Source organism: Vibrio cincinnatiensis (genome assembly GCF_022113815.1).
In the GTDB taxonomy this organism is placed as follows: domain Bacteria; phylum Pseudomonadota; class Gammaproteobacteria; order Enterobacterales; family Vibrionaceae; genus Vibrio; species Vibrio cincinnatiensis_A.
In genome coordinates this window covers 58,194-78,532 of record NZ_SGOM01000001.1, presented here as the reverse complement: position 1 = coordinate 78,532, position 20,339 = coordinate 58,194, and the positions used below count along the sequence as shown (strand labels likewise).

The window sequence follows — 20,339 nt, the reverse complement described above, 5'->3', positions numbered from 1 at the left end:
GTCTTTTATGTCAAATAGTCGTATTCTTCATACTATGTTACGTGTAGGAGATCTTGACCGTTCTATCGAATTTTATACCAATGTAATGGGTATGAAGCTACTACGTAAAAATGAAAACACCGAATACAAATATACCCTCGCCTTCTTAGGCTATGGTGATGAATCAGAAGGTGCTGTCATTGAATTGACCTATAACTGGGGAGTTGCAGACTATGACCTAGGTAATGCCTATGGTCATATTGCCATTGGTGTCGATGATATTTATGCCACTTGTGACGCAATAAAAGCCGCTGGTGGAAATGTAACACGCGATGCAGGCCCAGTGAAAGGCGGCAGCACCCATATCGCCTTCATTAAAGATCCCGATGGCTATATGGTTGAGCTTATCCAAAATACACAAGCCAGTGCTGGTTTAGAAGGTTAGTCAAAAACCGCTCGAAAGAGCGGTTTTTTCTTGCTATGTACCATCTTGTACTATGGTAAAAAAACCTTTGATTAAATTTGTGTTCGCCCTAAAGAAATCACCACTCGGCGGTTCTTGTCTCGTCCAACAGGTGATGCATTATCATCAATTGGACGGCGGCGGCCATAACCTTGAACTTGAATTCGATCTTCTGGTAAACCCAGAGAGTGGAAATATTTCTGTAACGACTCCGCCCGCTTATCAGACAAACTCTGGCTCTCATTTTTCCCATCACTACTATCGGTATAAGTAGCCACCAAAACTAAATCAATATCTTGATTATAACGAATGTATTCCGCTACTTGCGCCAAACGTTTTTGTGATGCTTTATTAAGCTCAACACTATCACCGCGATCATAATGCAAAATGGTAAATGCAATATCTTCAAAGCTGTAAGGTAATAAATTAGCAATACAATCGCTAAAAACATTGTACTGCGGCTGGAAAAGTACCGATGACAACATGATCTCAATTCGCTGATTACGGCTTTGCCAGTCTTGATAACTGAATGTAGGATAGCGCCCTTTCTCCAGCTCACTCAATAATGCCCAAGCCGTCTGTCCACCAATGTAGCCATCAAATTGTTTAAAAAATTGAATATTGGTAATGCGCTCTGCACTCTCACTGGGGCGCCATACAGGAGGCATAGACACTAAACTGACGTTTCGCGTTTCCCCCATTGGTCGGCGCATTTTCAATTCAAAATCAAGATTAATTTTTTTGCTGGCATGAGAGGTAAAAACCGCATCACCATAATTAGGAATCGGATGAACCAAACGACATTCTAAGGGGGTATTAGTAACCATTTGCCACGTTGATTGTTGTGGTGAGGCCACATACTGCTTACTCACCGCGGATGCAGTAAACGAAACTATCGTTCCTATCACGCAAAAGCTGGTCATAACCCATTTATTCATAACGTATTCTCTTACCACTTATAGACAACAGGGGCGACGTTTTGCCGCTTATCGAATAAAAATCATCGTCTCTTATTTATCTAATAAACATGATGCAAAAAACTCGCCATGTTTCCCCGTCTCCCAACGCTATTTCCAACAATGAGTCTAACCTTGCTGAATAAAGAACGATACTTAAATTTCTCCAAGCCCAACGATTCATCCCTCTCAATGAAATTTATTGAGGTGAGCGAGCACGATTACGGGGAAATCCCAGAGATTCGGTTTTGCTTAACTACAGAATCTGTAATAATGTCCTCATGTTTAAATAAGTTAGGCTCACATGACTGTTATTAATGAAGCACTCACGCTAAAAAAACGCTTTAGGGGCTATTTCCCGGTTGTTATTGATGTGGAAACCGCAGGTTTTAACCCATTGACGGACGCCTTACTGGAAATTTGCGCGATTACCTTAACGATGGACGAACAAGGTAATTTACATCCAGCATCGACGATTCATTTCCATATCGAACCTTTTGAAGGAGCAAATATAGAAAAAGCGGCATTAGAATTTACAGGAATTTATGATCCGTTTAGCCCATTGCGTGGGGCAGTAAGTGAAGAATACGCCTTAAAAGAGATATACAAACAGGTTCGAAAAGAACAAAAAGCCGCGGATTGTAGCCGAGCAATTATTGTCGCACATAATGCTGCTTTTGATCATGGATTTGTCATGGCAGCCAATGAACGCTGCAAACTTAAACGAGTCCCTTTTCATCCCTTTGCGACATTTGATACTGCAACGCTGAGTGGTTTGGCCTATGGACAGACCGTTTTAGCGAAAGCCTGTCAAGCCGCAGGGATGGAATTTGATAATAAAGAGGCACACTCTGCCCTTTACGATACACAGCAAACCACAGAATTATTCTGTAGGATTGTCAATAAATGGAAAGCTCTCGGGGGCTGGCCGCTCGTTGAATCGGCCAATACTACCGATGAATAACAAATAAATGGAATGAATTGAGAAGTCTATGAATCCTGTCGTTATCTCTGTCTGCGTCATGCTAATTTTAGCCCTGATGCGCATTAATGTCGTCGTTGCGCTCACGTTCAGTGCAATTGTTGGGGGGCTCGTTGCTGGCATGAGCCTGAATGAAACCGTTTCTGCTTTTGAAAGTGGTTTAGGGGGGGGAGCAACCATCGCACTAAGCTATGCTATGCTTGGAACGTTTGCTGTGGCGATTTCACGCTCTGGCATCACCGATATTCTCGCTCAAACCGTCATAAAACGTTTGCACGGAAAACAAAGTTCCGCAGCAACAACTGGGATGAAGTATGCCGTCTTAATCGCCTTACTTCTAATGGCCATGTCCTCTCAAAACGTGATCCCAGTACATATCGCCTTTATTCCCATTCTAATTCCACCACTATTAGGCGTTTTTGCTCGACTAAAGGTGGATCGTCGTATGATTGCCTGCGTACTTACTTTTGGCCTGATCACCCCTTATATGATCTTACCCGTTGGTTTTGGAGGAATTTTTCTCAACAATATTTTGCTGAAAAACCTGCGAGATAACGGCTTAGAAAATGTGACAGCCAGCCAAGTTCCTATGGCGATGTTACTACCTGGATTAGGTATGGTCGTTGGTTTGCTCCTTGCCATCTTCTTTACTTACCGTAAACCGCGAGAATACCAAGAAACAGAACTAACCGTTATCCATCCAGAAAGTAATAAGATCAATCATAAGCATATTGCCACGGCTGCACTTGGGATTGTCGCCGCTTTAGCTGTACAACTGGTAACCGGCTCCATGATCATTGGTGCTTTAGCGGGTTTTATGGTCTTCACTTTTGGTGGCGTGATTGCTTGGAAAGAGACCCATGATGTGTTTACCAAAGGGGTACACATGATGGCAATGATCGGGTTTATCATGATTTCCGCAGCAGGATTTGCCGCCGTGATGAAATCTACGGGGGGAGTAGAATCACTAGTCACGGCTCTTTCTACCAGTATTGGGGATAACAAACCTCTTGCTGCTCTGCTTATGCTTGTTGTGGGCTTATTAGTCACGATGGGGATTGGCTCTTCATTCTCAACCATCCCTATTATCGCAACAATTTATGTTCCCCTTTGCTTGGCTTTTGGCTTTTCTCCAATGGCCACTATTGCTCTAGTGGGTACAGCCGCAGCATTGGGGGATGCCGGTTCCCCAGCATCAGACTCCACTTTAGGCCCCACCTCTGGTTTAAATGCAGATGGGCAGCATGAACACATCTGGGAAACCGTCGTCCCAACCTTTATTCACTACAACTTACCATTGATTGCATTTGGTTGGCTTGCCGCGATGGTGCTGTAAATATAGCAATAAAAAAGAGAGCGCTAATTTTGCGCTCTCTTTTTTCTCTATTATTGATTAAACCCACGAAAGAAACATTAAGCCCCTTCGTTATGAAGCTCAAGGTTAGCGAGATCTTGCTGAATTTCCGCTTGAATTTTTGCATCATCACAGCGCATCGACTCAAGGTACTCTAAGTAAGCCTGATCGATATCCCCAGTAACATATTCTCCATTAAAGACTGACGCTTCAAATTGAGTAATATCAGGATTACCCAAGCCAACGGCTTGTACAAGATCCTCTAATGTTTGGAAAATTAGTGCATCAGCACCAATCTGCTTACAAATAGCTTCATTATCACGTCCATGCGCAATCAGTTCATTCGCACTCGGCATATCAATCCCATAAACGTTAGGGAAACGAATTTCAGGTGCTGCAGAAACCAGATACACTTTTTTCGCACCTGAATCACGGGCCATTTCAATAATCTGTTCAGAGGTAGTACCACGTACAATCGAATCATCAACCAGCAGCACATTTTTGTCTTTAAACTCAGAACGAATCGCATTCAGTTTACGACGAACTGATTTTATCCTCTGTAACTGTCCCGGCATAATGAATGTACGGCCAACATAACGGTTTTTCACGAACCCTTGCCGATAAGGCTTATCGATCGCTTGAGCAATTTGCAAGGCAATGTCACACGAGGTTTCAGGAATAGGAATCACCACATCAATATCCAATTCGCTGAAATTTTCTTTGATTCGTTCGCCCAACTTCTTACCCATTTCAACTCGGGCACTATAAACTGAAATTTTATCAATAAAGGAATCAGGGCGAGCAAAATAAACGTACTCAAAAATGCAAGGATTCAAAACCGGGTGATCAGCACATTGCTGGGTAAATAGCTCACCATCAAATGTGGCATAAATAGCTTCACCGGGTGCGATATCTCGCATAAAACTAAAGCCTACCGCATCTAGCGCCACCGATTCAGAAGCAACCATGTATTCTGTGCGTTCACCCACGTCACGCTTCCCTAAACACAGTGGACGGATACCATGTGGGTCACGAAAAGCAACCATGCCATGACCAATAATCATCGCGGTGACAGCATAAGCGCCACGGATAGTACGGTGGACATTTGCAACGGCACGAAACACATCTTCTGCGGTCACATTTCCTTTGACAGTATCTATCTCATGCGCCAACACATTCAATAAAACCTCAGAATCTGAAGTAGTATTAATATGGCGACGATCTTTTTCAAACAATTTTAGCCGAACATCTGCCGCATTCGTCAGGTTACCATTGTGCGCAAGGGTAATACCAAATGGAGAGTTGACATAGAAAGGTTGAGCTTCAGAGGCACTTGAACTGCCTGCCGTTGGATAACGGACATGACCAATTCCCACCGTGCCTTGAAGACGCTGCATATGCTTAGCTTCAAAGACATCCTTGACTAAACCGTTCGCCTTACGCAGACGAAAACGATTGCTTTCTATGGTACAAATACCAGCGGCATCTTGGCCACGATGCTGCAATACCGTTAACGCGTCATAAATTGACTGGTTTACCAGCGTTGTACCCACGATTCCAACAATACCACACATGTCCTAATCCTCGATTTGCGACAATAACTGGCGCTTAAACCGCGCCAGAAAGAAAACTTGATGTTGCTTGTAGGTGTTCAAAGAACGGAGCAATAATGCGGCTAAACTCCGGCACCAATTGCGAACTCTTCCACCACTCTGCACTTGGGGATGCGGTAAAGGCATCCATAAAAAATAAGGCTGCTGCAACAATCAGAACGCCTCGTAAAGCACCAAAAACGACGCCGAGGATTCTGTCTGTTCCTGATAACCCAGTTTTGTGAACCAACTGTGCAATCACGTAATTAACAATCGCTCCGACAATCAATGTCGCAACAAATAGCACAGCAATTGCCGCACCATTTCGGAACATGTCATCGTTAATATTGCTAAAGTACACCGCTAATTTCGCGTAATACTCGGAGGCGATATAAAACGCCGCAAACCATATCACTAACGACAAGGCTTCTTTAGCAAAGCCACGAACTAGGCTAATCAACGCTGACAAGCCGATGACACTTAAAATGACAATATCTAACCAATTCATGAGTTCTTACATTCTAAGTTGGCGCGCATTTTAACAGAAAAACACGCGACGCAAACGTTTTCTTATGGGTTTATCGGCTTAAATTTGAGCAATTGACCTTTTGCACCGGTAATTTTCTCTAATTCTGCCAACTGTTTTTCTAGCTTACTTTTTGATATATCAGGCCCAATGATCACTCGCGTAAAGCTATTTTCTTGCTTAGTATGAGCTTGATAGCCCCGCTTTTGTAGATCCGCCACAACCGTTTTAGCATTTTCGGCATTTTTCAGAGCCATCAACTGAATGATCCAAGCGCTATCTTGGTAATCATTTTTCTCAATAACAGGCCGAGTGGTGGTGGTAAGTTTCTGCGTTCCCTTCTCTTTTCCTTGCTCAACCGGAGCCGTATCGACAGCGGTCACCGGAGAGTCAGGAAGGGCAATTTGATCTTCGATAGGATCTAGAATTTCAAATTTTTCAACTTCACTGTCTAATTCAGGCTTAAGGGGAATGCTTGCGATCTCCTCCTGATAGTGCATTTTTTTCCCATCCAATAAGTCTGGTAGCACAATGACTCCGATCGCCACTAGAATAATCGTTCCCACTAATCGGCTTTGAAATTTACTCGCCATTTACTCTCCTTTCTTTTGCCAATACTCAAGCACTTCACCAACGGTATGGAACGAACCAACAACAACGATGACATCATCAGCCTGTACTTGTGTCAACGCAGTTTTAAAAGCCGCAACAGGGCTGTCATAGTGCTGTTGTTCACAAGGAAGGTATTGAATAAGCTCTTGAGCGGTTGCGGCGCGAGGGCCTGAAAGCGAAGCTGGATACCAATGCTTCACGATGGGTGTGAGCGCATCCAAGGTCGACTTAATATCTTTATCATGCAACATACCAATCACTAAGTGCACTTTCTTCTGAGGATACTGGCGTTCAAGTTGAGAGACGAGATAAAGAGCCGAATGGGGGTTGTGTGCGACATCTAATACAATGGTTGGTTGAGTGCTTAACAACTGCATCCGACCGGCAAGAGCTGCGGTACGCAAACCCTCAATGACATCAATATCACTCACATTCAAGCCTGAGCAACCTAGAGCCATTAATGCCGTCGCCGCGTTTGGAAGCGGCAAATTGGGTACTGGTAAATCGGTCAACTCAAATGAACCACTTTTCCAGTTCCAGTGATTTTCAGACGATAATTCATAATGATACTGAATTCCCACTTGGTAAAATTTCGCACCAATATCATCGGCATGGGCAGCAACAGTTGCAGGAGGACAAGGTTGTCCACAAATTGCAGGTTTACCTTTTCGAAAAATGCCTGCTTTTTCAAAGCCAATCACATTAATGTCACTACCTAACCAATCAACGTGATCAATCGCGAGGCTGGTGATCACTGCAATGTCATGCTCAACCACATTAGTGGCATCAAGGCGCCCACCGAGTCCAACTTCCAATAAAATCACCTCAACTTTCTCGGTTTGGAAAAGTCGCAACGCCGCAAGCGTTCCAAATTCAAACAAACTCAAAGAAATGTCCCCTCTTTGCGCTTCTACATAGGCAAAAGCTTGGGCGTGTTTCTCATCTGAAAGTTCTTGGCCATTAATACGAACCCGTTCGTTATAACGGATTAAGTGAGGAGAGCTATAAACGCCCACAGAATAACCAGCATGAAGAAGAATACTCTCCATTAATGCGCAAGTAGAGCCCTTACCATTGGTACCTGCAACAGTAATCACCATTGCCGTTTGCTGAGTTAGTTGTGCTTTTTCCGCAACTGCTTGAACGCGTTCAAGCCCAAGATCAATGGCTGAAGCATGAATATGTGATAAATAATCAAGCCACGTCGCAAGTGGAGAGGTGGCTTGAGGAATAGAGTATTGAGTCATCTAACGTAGAACCGTGGTTATGCTTGGTTTTGTTAGCCCCTACTTTACCCTTTTTTATCAGCTTCTGGTACAGAATAAGTTTCTTCCTGTGGCGCACCGTCCACAGAAACAACCAGAGGAGAAGAATGATGGGTCATCTTGGCTAATAATCCAGCAACACGTTGGCGCATTTCTCGGCGATCAACGATCATATCAATCGCACCATGCTCTAAAAGAAACTCACTACGCTGAAAGCCTTCTGGGAGATCTTCACGGACGGTTTGCTCAATCACTCGACGTCCAGCAAAACCGATTAATGCTTTAGGTTCACCAATATTAATGTCACCCAACATCGCTAAACTGGCTGAAACCCCGCCCATCGTTGGATCCGTCATCACAGAAATAAAAGGTAAACCTTTATTAGAAAGACGCTCCAGTGCAGCACTGGTTTTTGCCATTTGCATCAAAGACATTAATGCCTCTTGCATGCGAGCGCCCCCACTGGCAGAAAAGCAAACCAATCCACAGTTGTTTTCAATTGCAGCATCAACAGCACGCACAAAACGGGCACCAACAACGGATCCCATTGAACCGCCCATAAAAGAAAATTCAAATGCACAAGCAACAACTGGAACGCCAATGACCTCACCCGTCATTACGACTAAGGCATCTTTCTCACCACTATTTTTTTGTGCCGCGGCAAGACGCTCTTTATAGCGTTTCGAGTCTTTAAACTTCAGAATATCTTTGGGTTCAAGTTCATCTGCAATTTCATGACGGTGATTCTCATCTAAAAACGTCTCAAGACGTCGACGAGCTTTCATTCGCATATGGTGATTACACTTAGGGCAAACTTCAAGATTGCGCTCTAATTCAGCGTAATAAAGCACCTGTTCACATGATGTACACTTGGTCCATACCCCTTCAGGTATTGACGCTTTACGTGAACTGACGATGTTGCTTTTCTCTAAAATCTTTTCAAGCCAACTCATGCAAGACCTTTTACTTTCCCATCTCCCGCTTTATTGCGAAAGATATAAATTAGACATTAACGCGAGGATTAAAGCATACAAAATGCTAACTGTAGACAAAAAACTGGTTGTACCTATTTTTATGCCTACCACACCTTCATGTTGTTGGAAGTCACAATGACCAATTAGTTCAAATCCTCCGCTAAAAATAGCGGACCAAGTGGAGCGTTAGGCAACTCAAACTGTTCAGGATAATCAACATCCACTAAGTATAGCCCTTCCGCTTTAGCCGTGGCAGAGGCAAGCTTGCGATCTTTGGCCGCTAGCAGCCATTCTATCCACTGCGGCTCCTGCTCACCACGCCCGACGCTGATCAGGCTTCCTGCAATATTACGAACCATATGATGGACAAAAGCATTCGCTTTGATGTCTATTACCACATAGCGCCCATGGCGAGTGACCGTTAAGTGCATAATATTACGCCAAGGACTACGAGACTGGCAATGCACTGCGCGAAATGAAGTGAAATCATTCTCGCCCAATAAATATTGCCCAGCCAAGTGCATCCGATCTACATCAAGTTCCCCATGATAATGACTGACTCCTGAAGACAAAATTCCAGGTCGGTAGGCATGGTTATAAATAATGTAGCGATAACGGCGAGCTGTCGCACTAAAACGAGCATGAAAGTCATCAGAGACTTCTTTTGCCCAGCGAACAGCAATATCTTTCGGTAAATTTGCATTGGCCCCCATGGTCCAAGCAACCATTTTTCGATCAGCGGTGGTATCAAAATGTACCACTTGCCCAGTTCCGTGAACTCCGGCATCAGTACGTCCTGCACATTGGACCTCAACCGGATGGTTTGCAATGGTTGATAGGGCTTTTTCCAGCTTTTCTTGTACGCTGATAACTTCTCGTTGGCGCTGCCAGCCAAAGTAATGAGTACCATCATACTCAATACCCAGAGCAATTCTCATGATCTACTTCTCGTTGAAAATGGGGGTGGCAGTATATACCTAAGTGACTTGGAGATGCTAGGTTCAACCTTGTTGACAGATTTATCATTGAGAACAGCAGGCGATAATATAAATTGCCGCCTGCTGTCTCTCTTTCTTCTAATGACGATTATCCTCGACCATTAATCACATCGATAAGATGCTTGGCTTGACGGCGAATATCATCTCCTCCATCAACAATCGCTTCTTCCAAGAGTTTAATCGCCCCTTTGCGATCATTCATCTCCATATAAATTTTAGCGAGATCTAATTTACCAGCAGCTTCGGCGTTGCTGTCTACATCAAAATCAGTGATATCGCCAATGACATCTGGAAATTCATCCAAGCCAACATCTAACTTAAGCTCTTCGTCATCTGGATTGATAGGGCCTTCTTCTCTCTCCACTTGGGCCATCAATTCATCAATGGTCATAAACTCGCTTTTTTCAGGATCAAAATCTACAATATCTTCTTGATGTCCCCAATTTTCGACTTCCACTTCTGGCTGTTGATTTTGAATATCCGGTTGCCATATTGCTTGATCTTCTTCAGGTACATCGTCAGGAATTGTGGCCTTTTGATCTTCAGTGAGATTAAATCCGTTCCAATCTTCCCCGCCCATTTGCAGCATGGCATCAATATCCATCCCTGCACTATCAATGGTTTTGTTATCCAGCGGTGTATTGAACCGTTCACCGGCCTGTTCTATATGTTCATCTAGCAGCGAATCTAATTGTTGTTCATTAAACTTATCACTGGCCAATTCAGTAAAATCGACCTCCTCGATATCATCTTCAGCCTGAATATCTATTGCAGAATCTAACGGCTCCGGTTTCTCTTCAGTACTTGGCTCTTTAAAGTCAGAAATACTGTCTTGCTCATTGTGTTCATCTTCATCAAGATGGTTCATCAGATCGTCAAAATCTGGCTGTCCTTCTCCATCAAAGATAAAGTCGGATTCTGTTTCTGACTCACTATCAGCTAAAGCCTCTTCTTCGCTGTATTCCGGTAGTTCACTGTCATCGATATTGAGCGGCGCTTCCTCTGCATCAACTTCTGGCTCAACAGGTTGAGATGCTAATTCACTATCAACCTCTGGTGCTGCCTCTTCGCCAGCAAGTTCAGACTCTGCCACGGTATCGGCTAAAGCGTCTTCTTCGCTGTATTCCGGTCGTTCACTTTCATCAATATTAAGCGGCGCTTCCTCTGCATCAACTTCTGGCTCAACAGGTTGAGACGCTAATTCACTATCAACCTCTGGTGCTGCTTCTTCGCCAGCAAATTCAGACTCTGCCACGGTATCGGCTAAAGCGTCTTCTTCGCTGTATTCCGGTCGTTCACTTTCATCAATATTAAGCGGCGCTTCCTCTGCATCAACTTCTGGCTCAACAGGTTGAGACGCTAATTCACTCTCAACCTCTGGTGCTGCCTCTTCACCAGCAGGCTCAGACTCTGCCACGGTATCGGCTAAAGCGTCTTCTTCGCTGTATTCCGGTAGTTCACTGTCATCGATATTGAGCGGCGCTTCCTCTGCATCAACCTCTGGCTCAATGGGCTGAGACGCTAATTCACTCTCAGCCTCTGGTGCTGCCTCTTCGCCACCAGGCTCAGACTCTGCCACGGTATCGGCTAAAGCTTCTTCTTCGCTGTATTCCGGTCGTTCACTGTCGTCAATATTGAGCGGCGCTTCCTCTGCATCAACCACTGGCTCAATGGGCTGAGATGCTAATGCATTCTCAGCCTCTAACTCTTCTATGCTGACAGCTTTAAGATCATCTTCAACGAGCCAATCATCATCTTGAGGTACACCAAATTCATTGGCAATCGGCTCCGGCTCACGAGATAAAGCAGCCTCGCTACCTTCAATTTGTGGATTAAAATCAAACCCATCATCTAACTCAGGTTCTGGAGATGTATCTGTTGGCGGCTCAGGAAAAGCCACATCATCAAGTAGAGGATCTTGTTCTGGAACGCTCTTTAACAAGTCATCGATAAAATGATCACGATTAAAAGCACGACCATTATTGTCTGACTGCTGCTCAATTTCACGAAGCTCATCAAAAAACTCTGTACCATCATCAATTGAGTTTTCTGTAACCGAATCCTCTTCAGAGGCTAACTCTTCACTGACTGACTTAGAATCAACCTCATCAATCCACTCATCCAGTAATGTTGGGCTTTCACGATCAAATTCGCTGTTTTCACCGCTCGCCTCTTCCCCCAGCAACTCATCCAGTAGCTGATCAACCGTACTATCGAGGTCCTCGTTCGATAACATGTCATCATCAGACTCATCATCTAACCATTCATCTAATAAATCGGTACTGTCTGAATCAAATGCCACATCATCAACAGCCTCTTCACTAACCGATTGTTCACGACCGGATTGTTCATGAATAGCGAGGTCTTCTTCGGTCTCTGTAGAAGGGATGTCTGTGGTTTGTAATTCAATCTGGCTGAGTAAATCTTCAATCTCTTGGTCGGAGGCAACTTTAGTGTCGTTTAGCGTAGAAACGTCAGAATCTATAGGTGCTTCATCATCCAGTAAGCTGTCAAAGTCCAACTCTGCATTATGACTCTCATCATCACCAGCGAGCAGATCGTCTAGCAAAGACTGATCGATAGCATCACTTTCTAATTCATCATCTAAATCATCCGTCGCTAGCAGAGAATCCATCTCTTCTTGAGAGAGTGCAGATTCATCAGACAGTTCAAATGAAGAAGCCTCTTCATCATCTTGTTGTGAATCATCGTCCAATGCTCGCGCCATTTCATCCAAGCCTAATGCTTGATCATCGCTTATTGCAGTCTCATTTTTATTATTATCAACTAGATCAGCAAAATTAGGATTTAAGTCACCATCATCATCAATGCTGGCAAAGGGGTCATCCCCCTCTTCACTTTCTAAGTTGAAGTCTAATTCGCTTTCATCAAGATCGGCGAAAATATCCTCTTCTTTCGATTCTTCCTCTTCCGTAAATAGGGTTTCGCTGTCATCAGTCGAGCCAAAGAGATCATCATCTAATAGCAAATCATCGGATAAATCTCCTAATTCGGCCCCTTCCACGGGCATTGGAGCAATCGCTTCATTCGACTCTTTTTGTCGAATTGGCGTTTGTTGCGTATCATTACTGGCTGGATTAGAGCGACGCCCCAGTAACATTGCAATCATGAATGCAATCAATAAACCGGGTATCAATGCAAGTAAAGCAACAAACCATCCATTTGTAAGTAATTGATCGAATGTTGATGGACTAAGCCGCTGCGCTTCTTCATTTTTGATGCGCTCTTCTTGTAAAAAGCGCTCAACTTCCGAACGTATACGAGTTTCATCACCTAGCTCTTCTTTCAAATCCGTCATTTCTGACTGCATTTGCGCAATTAACAGCCTTAATCTGTGATTCTTCTCCTCTAATGCCAACAACTCGTCTTGAGCAACCGTGCGGTTACTGGCTATTTCAACCTCAGGGGAAGTACGAGTATCTGGTGTTGGCGTCTCTTCGGTTTTCATGCTTTCCGGCTGAGGAGAAGGCACTACCACTTCTTTTACGGCTGGACGAGCTTCTGCCACCGTCGGTTTCACGGGTGCTGTTGACGTTTTAGTGACAACGGATGATGAGAGGCGTACTTGATGTGCCGCCATAATTCTCACCGCCTCTTGAGTTGAGGCTCGGCGCACCTGTTCTAACGAAGGAATGCGCAGAGTACTCCCTGGCAACAAACTATGGATGTTTTGTTCTTCGAAAGCTTGAGGGTTTAAACGGTAAATAGCCAGCAGCGTTTGTTGTACTGACACGTTCGTTGATGGTCTTAATTGAGAGGCAATTGACCATAAAGTATCTTGTTCAGAGGTTGGACCGAAAAATTGCGATGGCTCGGCCTGTGGAGGCGTGCTTCGCACAATCTCACGACTAAACTGTGGTGCCGATTGAACCTCACCACCAGGACCGATAAGACGAATCCCTTCTGCACTAACGATAGAAATCTGAGTCACGGCGGCTATTGCCAAAGGCAATAGCAATCGCTTAAAAAATTGACACATAAAAGGCTCAGCTAGGTGCTTTAAAATAAAATGAATACAACAATCTGTTAAATATATCGGATTAACCAAGTAAAACTATAGGCAGTGATACAAAAAATGTGCCTTACCCACAATAATCGCAGGAATTTCACACAAATTATACGCCCAAACTTCTTTTCACTCTCAATAAGAACCACTTTAACGCTTTTACTGAATCCGTTCTCATCGAAAAATAGGGACGCTTGGCCTCTCCCTCAAAGATAAAACAAAAGCCAACCCGTCTAGGCTGGCTTTTTATTGAGCAATAAATAGCAATAAATCAATTACTCACTATCAATTTTTGCCCAAGTATCACGCAGGCCAACAGTGCGGTTAAAAACCAAAGCTTGTGGTTTGGATTCTTTTATATCAGCACAGAAATAACCCATACGTTCAAATTGATAACCAAACTCTGGCTCTGCATCCGCTAAGCTCGGCTCAATAAACCCTTGTAGTTTCACCAGTGAATCAGGGTTAATCGTTTCGGCAAAGTTATCGGCCGCAGCAGGGTTGGGAACGGTAAAAAGACGATCGTACAAGCGAAACTCAGCTGGTAGCGCTTGATCTGCTGAAACCCAATGAATAACCCCTTTTACTTTACGACCATCAGCAGGATTTTTACCTAATGTTTCAGGATCATAGCTACAGTAAATCGTGGTAATGTTGCCCTGATTATCTTTTTCTATTCGCTCAGCTTTAATGACATAAGCTCCGCGTAAGCGTACTTCTTTACCCAAAACAAGGCGTTTATATTTCTTATTCGCTTCTTCACGGAAGTCTTCACGCTCAATCCACACTTCACGAGTAAAGGGGACATCACGCTCTCCCATTTCAGGTTTATTCGGATGGTTAGCAACCTTCAGCACTTCTACGCTATCAGCAGCAAAATTTTCAATGACCACTTTAACTGGATCAAGTACCGCCATTGCACGAGGTGCATGTTCATTAAGATCATCACGAATACATGATTCAAGCGCGCTAAATTCAATCATGTTATCTTGCTTGGTGACACCAATGCGTTTGCAAAACTCACGAATAGAGGCAGGCGTAAAACCGCGACGGCGTAAGCCTGAAATCGTCGGCATACGTGGGTCATCCCAACCTTCCACTAATTTTTCTGACACCAGTTGATTGAGCTTACGCTTAGACATCACCGTATATTCTAGATTTAGACGACTAAATTCATACTGGCGAGGGTGGCAATCAATCGAAATATTATCAAGTACCCAATCATACAAACGACGGTTATCTTGGAACTCTAAAGTACACAATGAGTGAGTAATGCCTTCTAACGCATCTGAAATACAGTGCGTAAAGTCATACATCGGATAAATACACCATTTGTTCCCTGTCTGGTGATGCCCAGCAAAACGGACACGATATAACACCGGATCACGCATCACCATAAAAGAAGAGGACATATCGATTTTTGCTCGTAAGCAAACTTTGCCTTCTTCAAACTCACCCGCACGCATTTTTTCAAACAAGGCTAAGTTTTCTTCAATTGGGCGATCACGGAAAGGGCTATTTTTTCCTGGTGCTGTCAATGTTCCACGGTATTCACGGATCTGATCTGGGGTGAGCTCTTCTACATAAGCCAGCCCTTTATTGATAAGTTCGATAGCATATTGGTACAGCTGATCAAAATAATCAGAGGAATAACAAACGTCACCAGACCACTCAAAGCCAAGCCAATTGACATCTTTCTTAATTGACTCAACGTATTCGAGATCTTCTTTCTCAGGGTTGGTGTCATCAAAACGTAAGTTACACTGACCCTGATAATCTTGAGCAATACCAAAATTCAAACAGATCGACTTCGCGTGCCCTATATGTAAGTAACCATTCGGTTCAGGCGGGAAACGAGTATGCACGCTAGTGTGTTTACCATCCGCTAAATCTTTATCAATGATTTGGCGAATGAAGTTCGATGGACGAGCCTCAGCTTCACTCATCTATAGCACCTCAAAATTTATTAGTATTGTCAAAAAAGTATTCTGCATAAATCTGGTATGAAAGCCCAGTCGCGCAGACAGATTACCGCTAATGATCCACAATTCTGGTTCAATTCACAATAGAAACTACGGTTTTACTCAGAATATTTGCTAAATCAGCGAGTTGAATAGGACTAAGTTGTCCTTCGCCCGTTCGGTTGAGCAAAATAGTAACGAAAGTTGCTTTCTTTAGTAACGTAAAAGCCTTCGCACAAGACGAAGGCTTTTATTATCAATAGAGGAAATCTCTATTATCTTTCAATTATTTATTATCACCAGGTTGAATGTTTTTCATTTGACCAGCAATAATTTCAGCCAATGGCCCCAGGATAACCTGTAAGTTATTTGAACCCAGTTTAACCACTCCCATTGCACCGAGATCTTTCAGTGCTTTTTCATCAATGATAGACATATCATTCACAGTTAAGCGTAAGCGAGTAATACAGGCATCAATATTAGACAAGTTGTCATGGCCACCTAATACTTCTAAGTACTGTTTTGCTAGCTCAGATGACTCTTGTGAACCTTTTGTTACAGACGCTGACTCATCATCATCTTCACGACCAGGTGTTTTTAGACCGAACTTAACAATCACAGTACGGAAAACAACGTAGTAGATAACAAAGAAGACTAAACCTTGAGCAATCAACATGTACCATTGTACGGCAAGCGGGTTACGAGAAGACAAGAACATGTCGACTAAACCGGCTGAGAAACCAAAACCTGCAATCCACTGCATTGATGCAGCAATAAAGACAGAAACCCCAGTTAACACAGCATGTAAAACATACAAGAACGGAGCAAGGAACATGAAAGAGAACTCAAGCGGTTCAGTCACACCAGTAAAGAATGACGCAAAACCAGCGGCAATCATGATACTCGCCACTTTCTCTTTATTCTTCGCTGTTGATGTGTGGTAAATAGCCAGAGCTGCACCTGGTAAACCAAACATCATGATTGGGAAGAAGCCTGCTTGATACATGCCAGTGATGCCTGGAGTAGCAACACCTTCAGCAATCGATTTAGCACCACCAAGGAAGTTAGGGATATCGTTAATACCTGCAACATCAAACCAGAATACAGAGTTTAAAGCATGGTGAAGGCCAACAGGGATAAGAAGACGGTTAAAGAAGGCATAAATACCAGCCCCCGTTGCACCCATACCTTGGATGGACTCACCAAACGTCACTAGGCCACCATAAATCGCTGGCCATACATACATTAAAACGAAAGCGATAATAATGCCTGCGAACGACGTCAAGATTGGAACTAAACGTTTACCAGAGAAAAACGCCAAAGCTTTATGCAATTCAACCGTTGAATAGCGGTTATAAATTTCAGCAGAAATAATACCAACCAAAATCCCCACAAATTGGTTATTAATTTTACCAAATGCAGCAGGAACAGCAGAAGGATCAATACCTTGAATTTGTGCCACCGCGCCCGGAGAAAGCAATGTTGTCACAACCAAGAAACCCACAAAGCCCGCAAGTGCCGCCGAACCGTCTTTATCTTTTGACATACCAAATGCAACACCGACAGCAAACAACACGGACATATTGTCGATGATAGCTGCTCCGGCTTTGATCAGAAATGCCGCCAATGCGGAGTTTGCACCCCAGCCATTTGGGTCAATCCAATAGCCAATACCCATCAAAATGGCTGCCGCTGGTAACGTAGCGACAGGCACCATTAGGGCCTTACCTACTTTTTGAAAATATCCAAGAATATTCACCTTAAGTTCCCCCTATAGGATTTTTGTATATATCGAACCACTTATTTTAGTCGCCCAATTTAGTCACTGTCAGTTTATGCCATTAATTTTGCTCCGCAAATTAAAACCTCATCAATTGTGATCATAATCACCAGAAAAAGGCAAAAAAGGAGGATTTTGCTAGCGAGATCATAAAACTTATTTTACTATAGAAAAAAAACAACATTTTGACGATACTATAACCGCAGTTATTGCGTGAAAAGGAAGAATGGTAGACTATAGTTTCCTTAGCTTTACACTCAGTCGCCATACAAAATTCCTTATGTAGCAACGTTATTTCATACATCTCTTGTGAGAGTGTGACTACTGTAAAGATATTTCGCGACTTACTTGAAGTCAGCAAACCAAGTTGCTGATGCACTGAAAAGCTGAATTCGTGTCGCCTAACTGATTGACACTATTTCGACAGATAAGGATTAGCTGATTATGTACGCACTAACCAACGGCAAAATATACACTGGCAGCGATGTGCTTTCTCACCATGCCGTAATCATTGACGGTGACCGGATTCAAACAGTTTGCCCGATTGACCAGTTACCTCAAGGGATTCAAACCATCGATCTAGAAGGTGCGAACCTCAGCCCCGGCTTTATTGATTTACAACTAAATGGTTGTGGTGGTGTCATGTTTAACGACGAAATTACCGCCGATACTATTCATACAATGCATCAAGCTAATTTAAAATCAGGATGCACGAGCTTTCTCCCCACACTGATTACCTCTTCTGATGAAAATATGCGCCAAGCAATTAGCGCTCAGCGTGAATATCAGAATAAATATCAACATCAATCACTCGGGCTTCATCTAGAAGGGCCTTATTTAAATGTGATGAAAAAAGGCATCCATTGCGTTGATTACATCCGTCAATCTGACGATGCGATGATCGATTTCATCTGCCAAAATAATGATGTTGTGACTAAAGTTACCCTAGCACCAGAAAATAATGACCCTCGACATATTGAAAAACTCGCAGCCGCAGGCATCGTTGTTTCTATCGGGCACACTAATGCCACCTATGTAGAAGCTCGCAAAGGATTTGAAGCAGGTATTACTTTTGCTACTCACCTATTCAATGCAATGACCCCGATGGCTGGCCGCGAACCAGGAGTCGTCGGTGCCATTTATGATACCCCCGAAGTCTATTCCGGCGTTATTGCTGATGGCTTCCATGTGGATTATGCGAATATCCGTATTGCTCATAAAATTAAGGGGAATAAACTCGTATTAGTGACCGATGCCACAGCTCCTGCAGGCGCAGAGATGGATTACTTTATTTTTGTCGGTAAGAAAGTATATTACCGAGATGGCAAGTGTGTTGATGAAAATGGCACACTTGGCGGCTCAGCCTTAACGATGATTGAAGCAGTTCAGAATACGGTTGAGCATGTCGGTATCGCTTTAGATGAAGCTCTACGTATGGCAACTTTGTATCCAGCAAATGCTATTGGAGTGGAAAAGACATTAGGTCGAGTGAAGAAAGGCTATGTAGCCAACCTCACTATCTTTGATCAAGATTTTAATGTGAAGGCGACGGTGGTTAACGGACAATACGAGCAAAAATAAGAATGAATGGCGGACAAATAGGTAACGTAGATCTAGTTAAACAGCTAAATAGTGCAGCAGTTTATCGTTTAATCGACCAACAAGGTCCGATTTCACGAATCCAAGTTGCCGATGTCAGTCAACTTGCTCCGGCAAGCGTGACAAAGATAACCCGCCAACTCCTCGAACGAGGCTTGATTAAAGAGGTGGCCCAACAAGCGTCAACCGGAGGACGCAGAGCCATCTCTTTAACAACGGAAGTTGAACCCTTTCATTCCATCGCAGTTAGGCTGGGACGAGACTACATTCAACTCAGCCTATATAACCTTGGAGGAGAAGAACTCGCTTCTTCCGCCTATGAATTTCATTACTCTCATCAACCACAGTTGATTGAAGGGTTAATTAATCACCTCAAAACATTCCTGTCACAGCAGAAAGATCATATTAATCAATTAATTGCTATTGGTATTTCACTCCCAGGGTTAGTCAACCCAGAACTGGGAGTGGTTGAATATATGCCTAATATTGATATTGATGCCTTGGCGCTCGGTGACATTATTCGTGATCATTTCCATGTGGAATGTTTTGTGGGCAATGATGTTCGTGGTATGGCCTTGGCCGAACACTACTTTGGTGCAAGTCAAGACTGTCAAGATTCCATATTAGTGAGCGTGCACCGCGGAACAGGCGCTGGAATTATTGTCAATGGACAAGTCTTCTTAGGCTCTAACCGAAACGTTGGAGAAATTGGTCATATTCAGATTGATCCGCTCGGTGAGCAGTGTCAATGTGGTAATTTTGGCTGTTTAGAAACGGTCGCCACAAACCCAGCCATTATTGAACGAGTGAAAAAACGCTTAGCTCAAGGTTATAACTCTAGATTATCCAGCCTCGATAAAATTACCATTGATGATATTTGCCAGCATGCCCTACAAGGTGATGAACTAGCAAAACAAGCCTTGGTACAAGTAGGAAACCAGTTAGGTAAAGCTATTGCTATCACCATTAACTTATTTAACCCACAAAAAGTGGTGGTGGCCGGAAAAATTACTGCCGCACAAGAAATCATCTTTCCGGCTATCTTGCGCAATGTAGAAAACCAATCACTGAAAAAATTTCATCAACATTTGCCCATTGTTGCGTCACAAATGGATAAACGTCCAACCATCGGTGCTTTTGCGACGATTAAACGTGCCATGCTCAACGGAGTCTTGTTACAAAAATTGCTTGAAGACTGATAGGCAAATTGTTCTATAATGCCGAGGCTGTATTGGTTTAAGACCATACAGCCTTTTTGTTACTTAACTTAT

General features: G+C 43.4%; 14 protein-coding genes and 2 pseudogenes. 5 read left to right on the top strand and 11 right to left on the bottom strand.

Annotated features, from left to right (window positions below):
* Nucleotides 1-7: 7 nt before the first annotated feature.
* Nucleotides 8-424 (top strand): lactoylglutathione lyase, encoded by a 417-nt coding sequence (gloA, locus tag EXA13_RS00330; protein WP_238131348.1) that lies wholly within the window; start codon nucleotides 8-10, stop codon nucleotides 422-424.
* A gap of 71 nt (nucleotides 425-495) precedes the next feature.
* Here the strand turns inward: gloA and motY are convergent, their stop codons facing one another.
* On the bottom strand, nucleotides 496-1,380 hold the full coding sequence (gene motY, locus EXA13_RS00325; RefSeq protein ID WP_238131347.1) for a flagellar protein MotY: 885 nt from the start codon (nucleotides 1,378-1,380) through the stop codon (nucleotides 496-498).
* A gap of 322 nt (nucleotides 1,381-1,702) precedes the next feature.
* Between motY and rnt the strand changes: the two genes are divergently transcribed.
* Both rnt and EXA13_RS00315 read left to right on the top strand, forming a co-directional pair.
* Nucleotides 1,703-2,362, top strand: a complete 660-nt coding sequence (gene rnt / locus EXA13_RS00320; protein ID WP_238131346.1) for a ribonuclease T — start codon at nucleotides 1,703-1,705, stop codon at nucleotides 2,360-2,362.
* Nucleotides 2,363-2,390: 28 nt separating this feature from the next.
* Entirely contained in the window at nucleotides 2,391-3,716 is a 1,326-nt protein-coding gene (locus EXA13_RS00315; protein WP_238131345.1) for a Na+/H+ antiporter family protein, read from the top strand.
* Between the two features lie 77 nt (nucleotides 3,717-3,793).
* On the opposite strand, the gene purF is transcribed toward EXA13_RS00315, so the two are convergent.
* The 10 genes and pseudogenes from purF to nagE all read right to left on the bottom strand — a co-directional run bounded on the left by purF (nucleotide 3,794) and on the right by nagE (nucleotide 17,448).
* Nucleotides 3,794-5,308: an amidophosphoribosyltransferase gene (purF, locus tag EXA13_RS00310; RefSeq protein WP_238131344.1), complete on the bottom strand. Its 1,515-nt coding sequence runs from the start codon at nucleotides 5,306-5,308 to the stop codon at nucleotides 3,794-3,796.
* A gap of 34 nt (nucleotides 5,309-5,342) precedes the next feature.
* Nucleotides 5,343-5,834 carry a CvpA family protein gene (locus EXA13_RS00305; protein ID WP_078926207.1) on the bottom strand — a complete coding sequence of 164 codons (492 nt, stop codon included), beginning with the start codon at nucleotides 5,832-5,834 and terminating at the stop codon, nucleotides 5,343-5,345.
* Between the two features lie 62 nt (nucleotides 5,835-5,896).
* Nucleotides 5,897-6,160, bottom strand: a pseudogene (locus EXA13_RS16935) (SPOR domain-containing protein); the annotation flags it as partial.
* 63 nt (nucleotides 6,161-6,223) lie between these two features.
* Nucleotides 6,224-6,445: pseudogene (locus EXA13_RS16930) on the bottom strand (cell division protein DedD); the annotation flags it as partial.
* Nucleotides 6,446-7,711: a bifunctional tetrahydrofolate synthase/dihydrofolate synthase gene (gene folC, locus EXA13_RS00295; protein WP_238131342.1), complete on the bottom strand. Its 1,266-nt coding sequence runs from the start codon at nucleotides 7,709-7,711 to the stop codon at nucleotides 6,446-6,448. It abuts the pseudogene before it with no gap.
* Between the two features lie 44 nt (nucleotides 7,712-7,755).
* The gene (gene accD / locus EXA13_RS00290) at nucleotides 7,756-8,682 is read right to left on the bottom strand and encodes an acetyl-CoA carboxylase, carboxyltransferase subunit beta (RefSeq protein WP_238131341.1); all 927 of its coding nucleotides are present in this window, start codon (nucleotides 8,680-8,682) and stop codon (nucleotides 7,756-7,758) included.
* 164 nt (nucleotides 8,683-8,846) lie between these two features.
* Nucleotides 8,847-9,641: a tRNA pseudouridine(38-40) synthase TruA gene (gene truA, locus EXA13_RS00285; protein WP_238131340.1), complete on the bottom strand. Its 795-nt coding sequence runs from the start codon at nucleotides 9,639-9,641 to the stop codon at nucleotides 8,847-8,849.
* Between the two features lie 148 nt (nucleotides 9,642-9,789).
* The gene (locus tag EXA13_RS00280; protein ID WP_238131339.1) at nucleotides 9,790-13,701 is read right to left on the bottom strand and encodes a FimV/HubP family polar landmark protein; all 3,912 of its coding nucleotides are present in this window, start codon (nucleotides 13,699-13,701) and stop codon (nucleotides 9,790-9,792) included.
* 302 nt (nucleotides 13,702-14,003) lie between these two features.
* Nucleotides 14,004-15,674, bottom strand: coding sequence for a glutamine--tRNA ligase (gene glnS / locus EXA13_RS00275; protein WP_238131338.1), 1,671 nt, complete (start codon nucleotides 15,672-15,674; stop codon nucleotides 14,004-14,006).
* A 301-nt stretch (nucleotides 15,675-15,975) separates the two neighbouring features.
* On the bottom strand, nucleotides 15,976-17,448 hold the full coding sequence (gene nagE / locus EXA13_RS00270; RefSeq protein WP_238131337.1) for an N-acetylglucosamine-specific PTS transporter subunit IIBC: 1,473 nt from the start codon (nucleotides 17,446-17,448) through the stop codon (nucleotides 15,976-15,978).
* 465 nt (nucleotides 17,449-17,913) lie between these two features.
* Between nagE and nagA the strand changes: the two genes are divergently transcribed.
* Complete coding sequence (nagA, locus tag EXA13_RS00265) at nucleotides 17,914-19,050, top strand: N-acetylglucosamine-6-phosphate deacetylase (protein ID WP_238131336.1); 1,137 nt, start codon at nucleotides 17,914-17,916, stop codon at nucleotides 19,048-19,050.
* A 2-nt stretch (nucleotides 19,051-19,052) separates the two neighbouring features.
* A complete protein-coding gene (gene nagC / locus EXA13_RS00260) occupies nucleotides 19,053-20,267 on the top strand; it encodes a DNA-binding transcriptional regulator NagC (RefSeq protein ID WP_238131335.1) in 1,215 nt (404 codons plus the stop codon).
* Nucleotides 20,268-20,339: the final 72 nt, after the last annotated feature.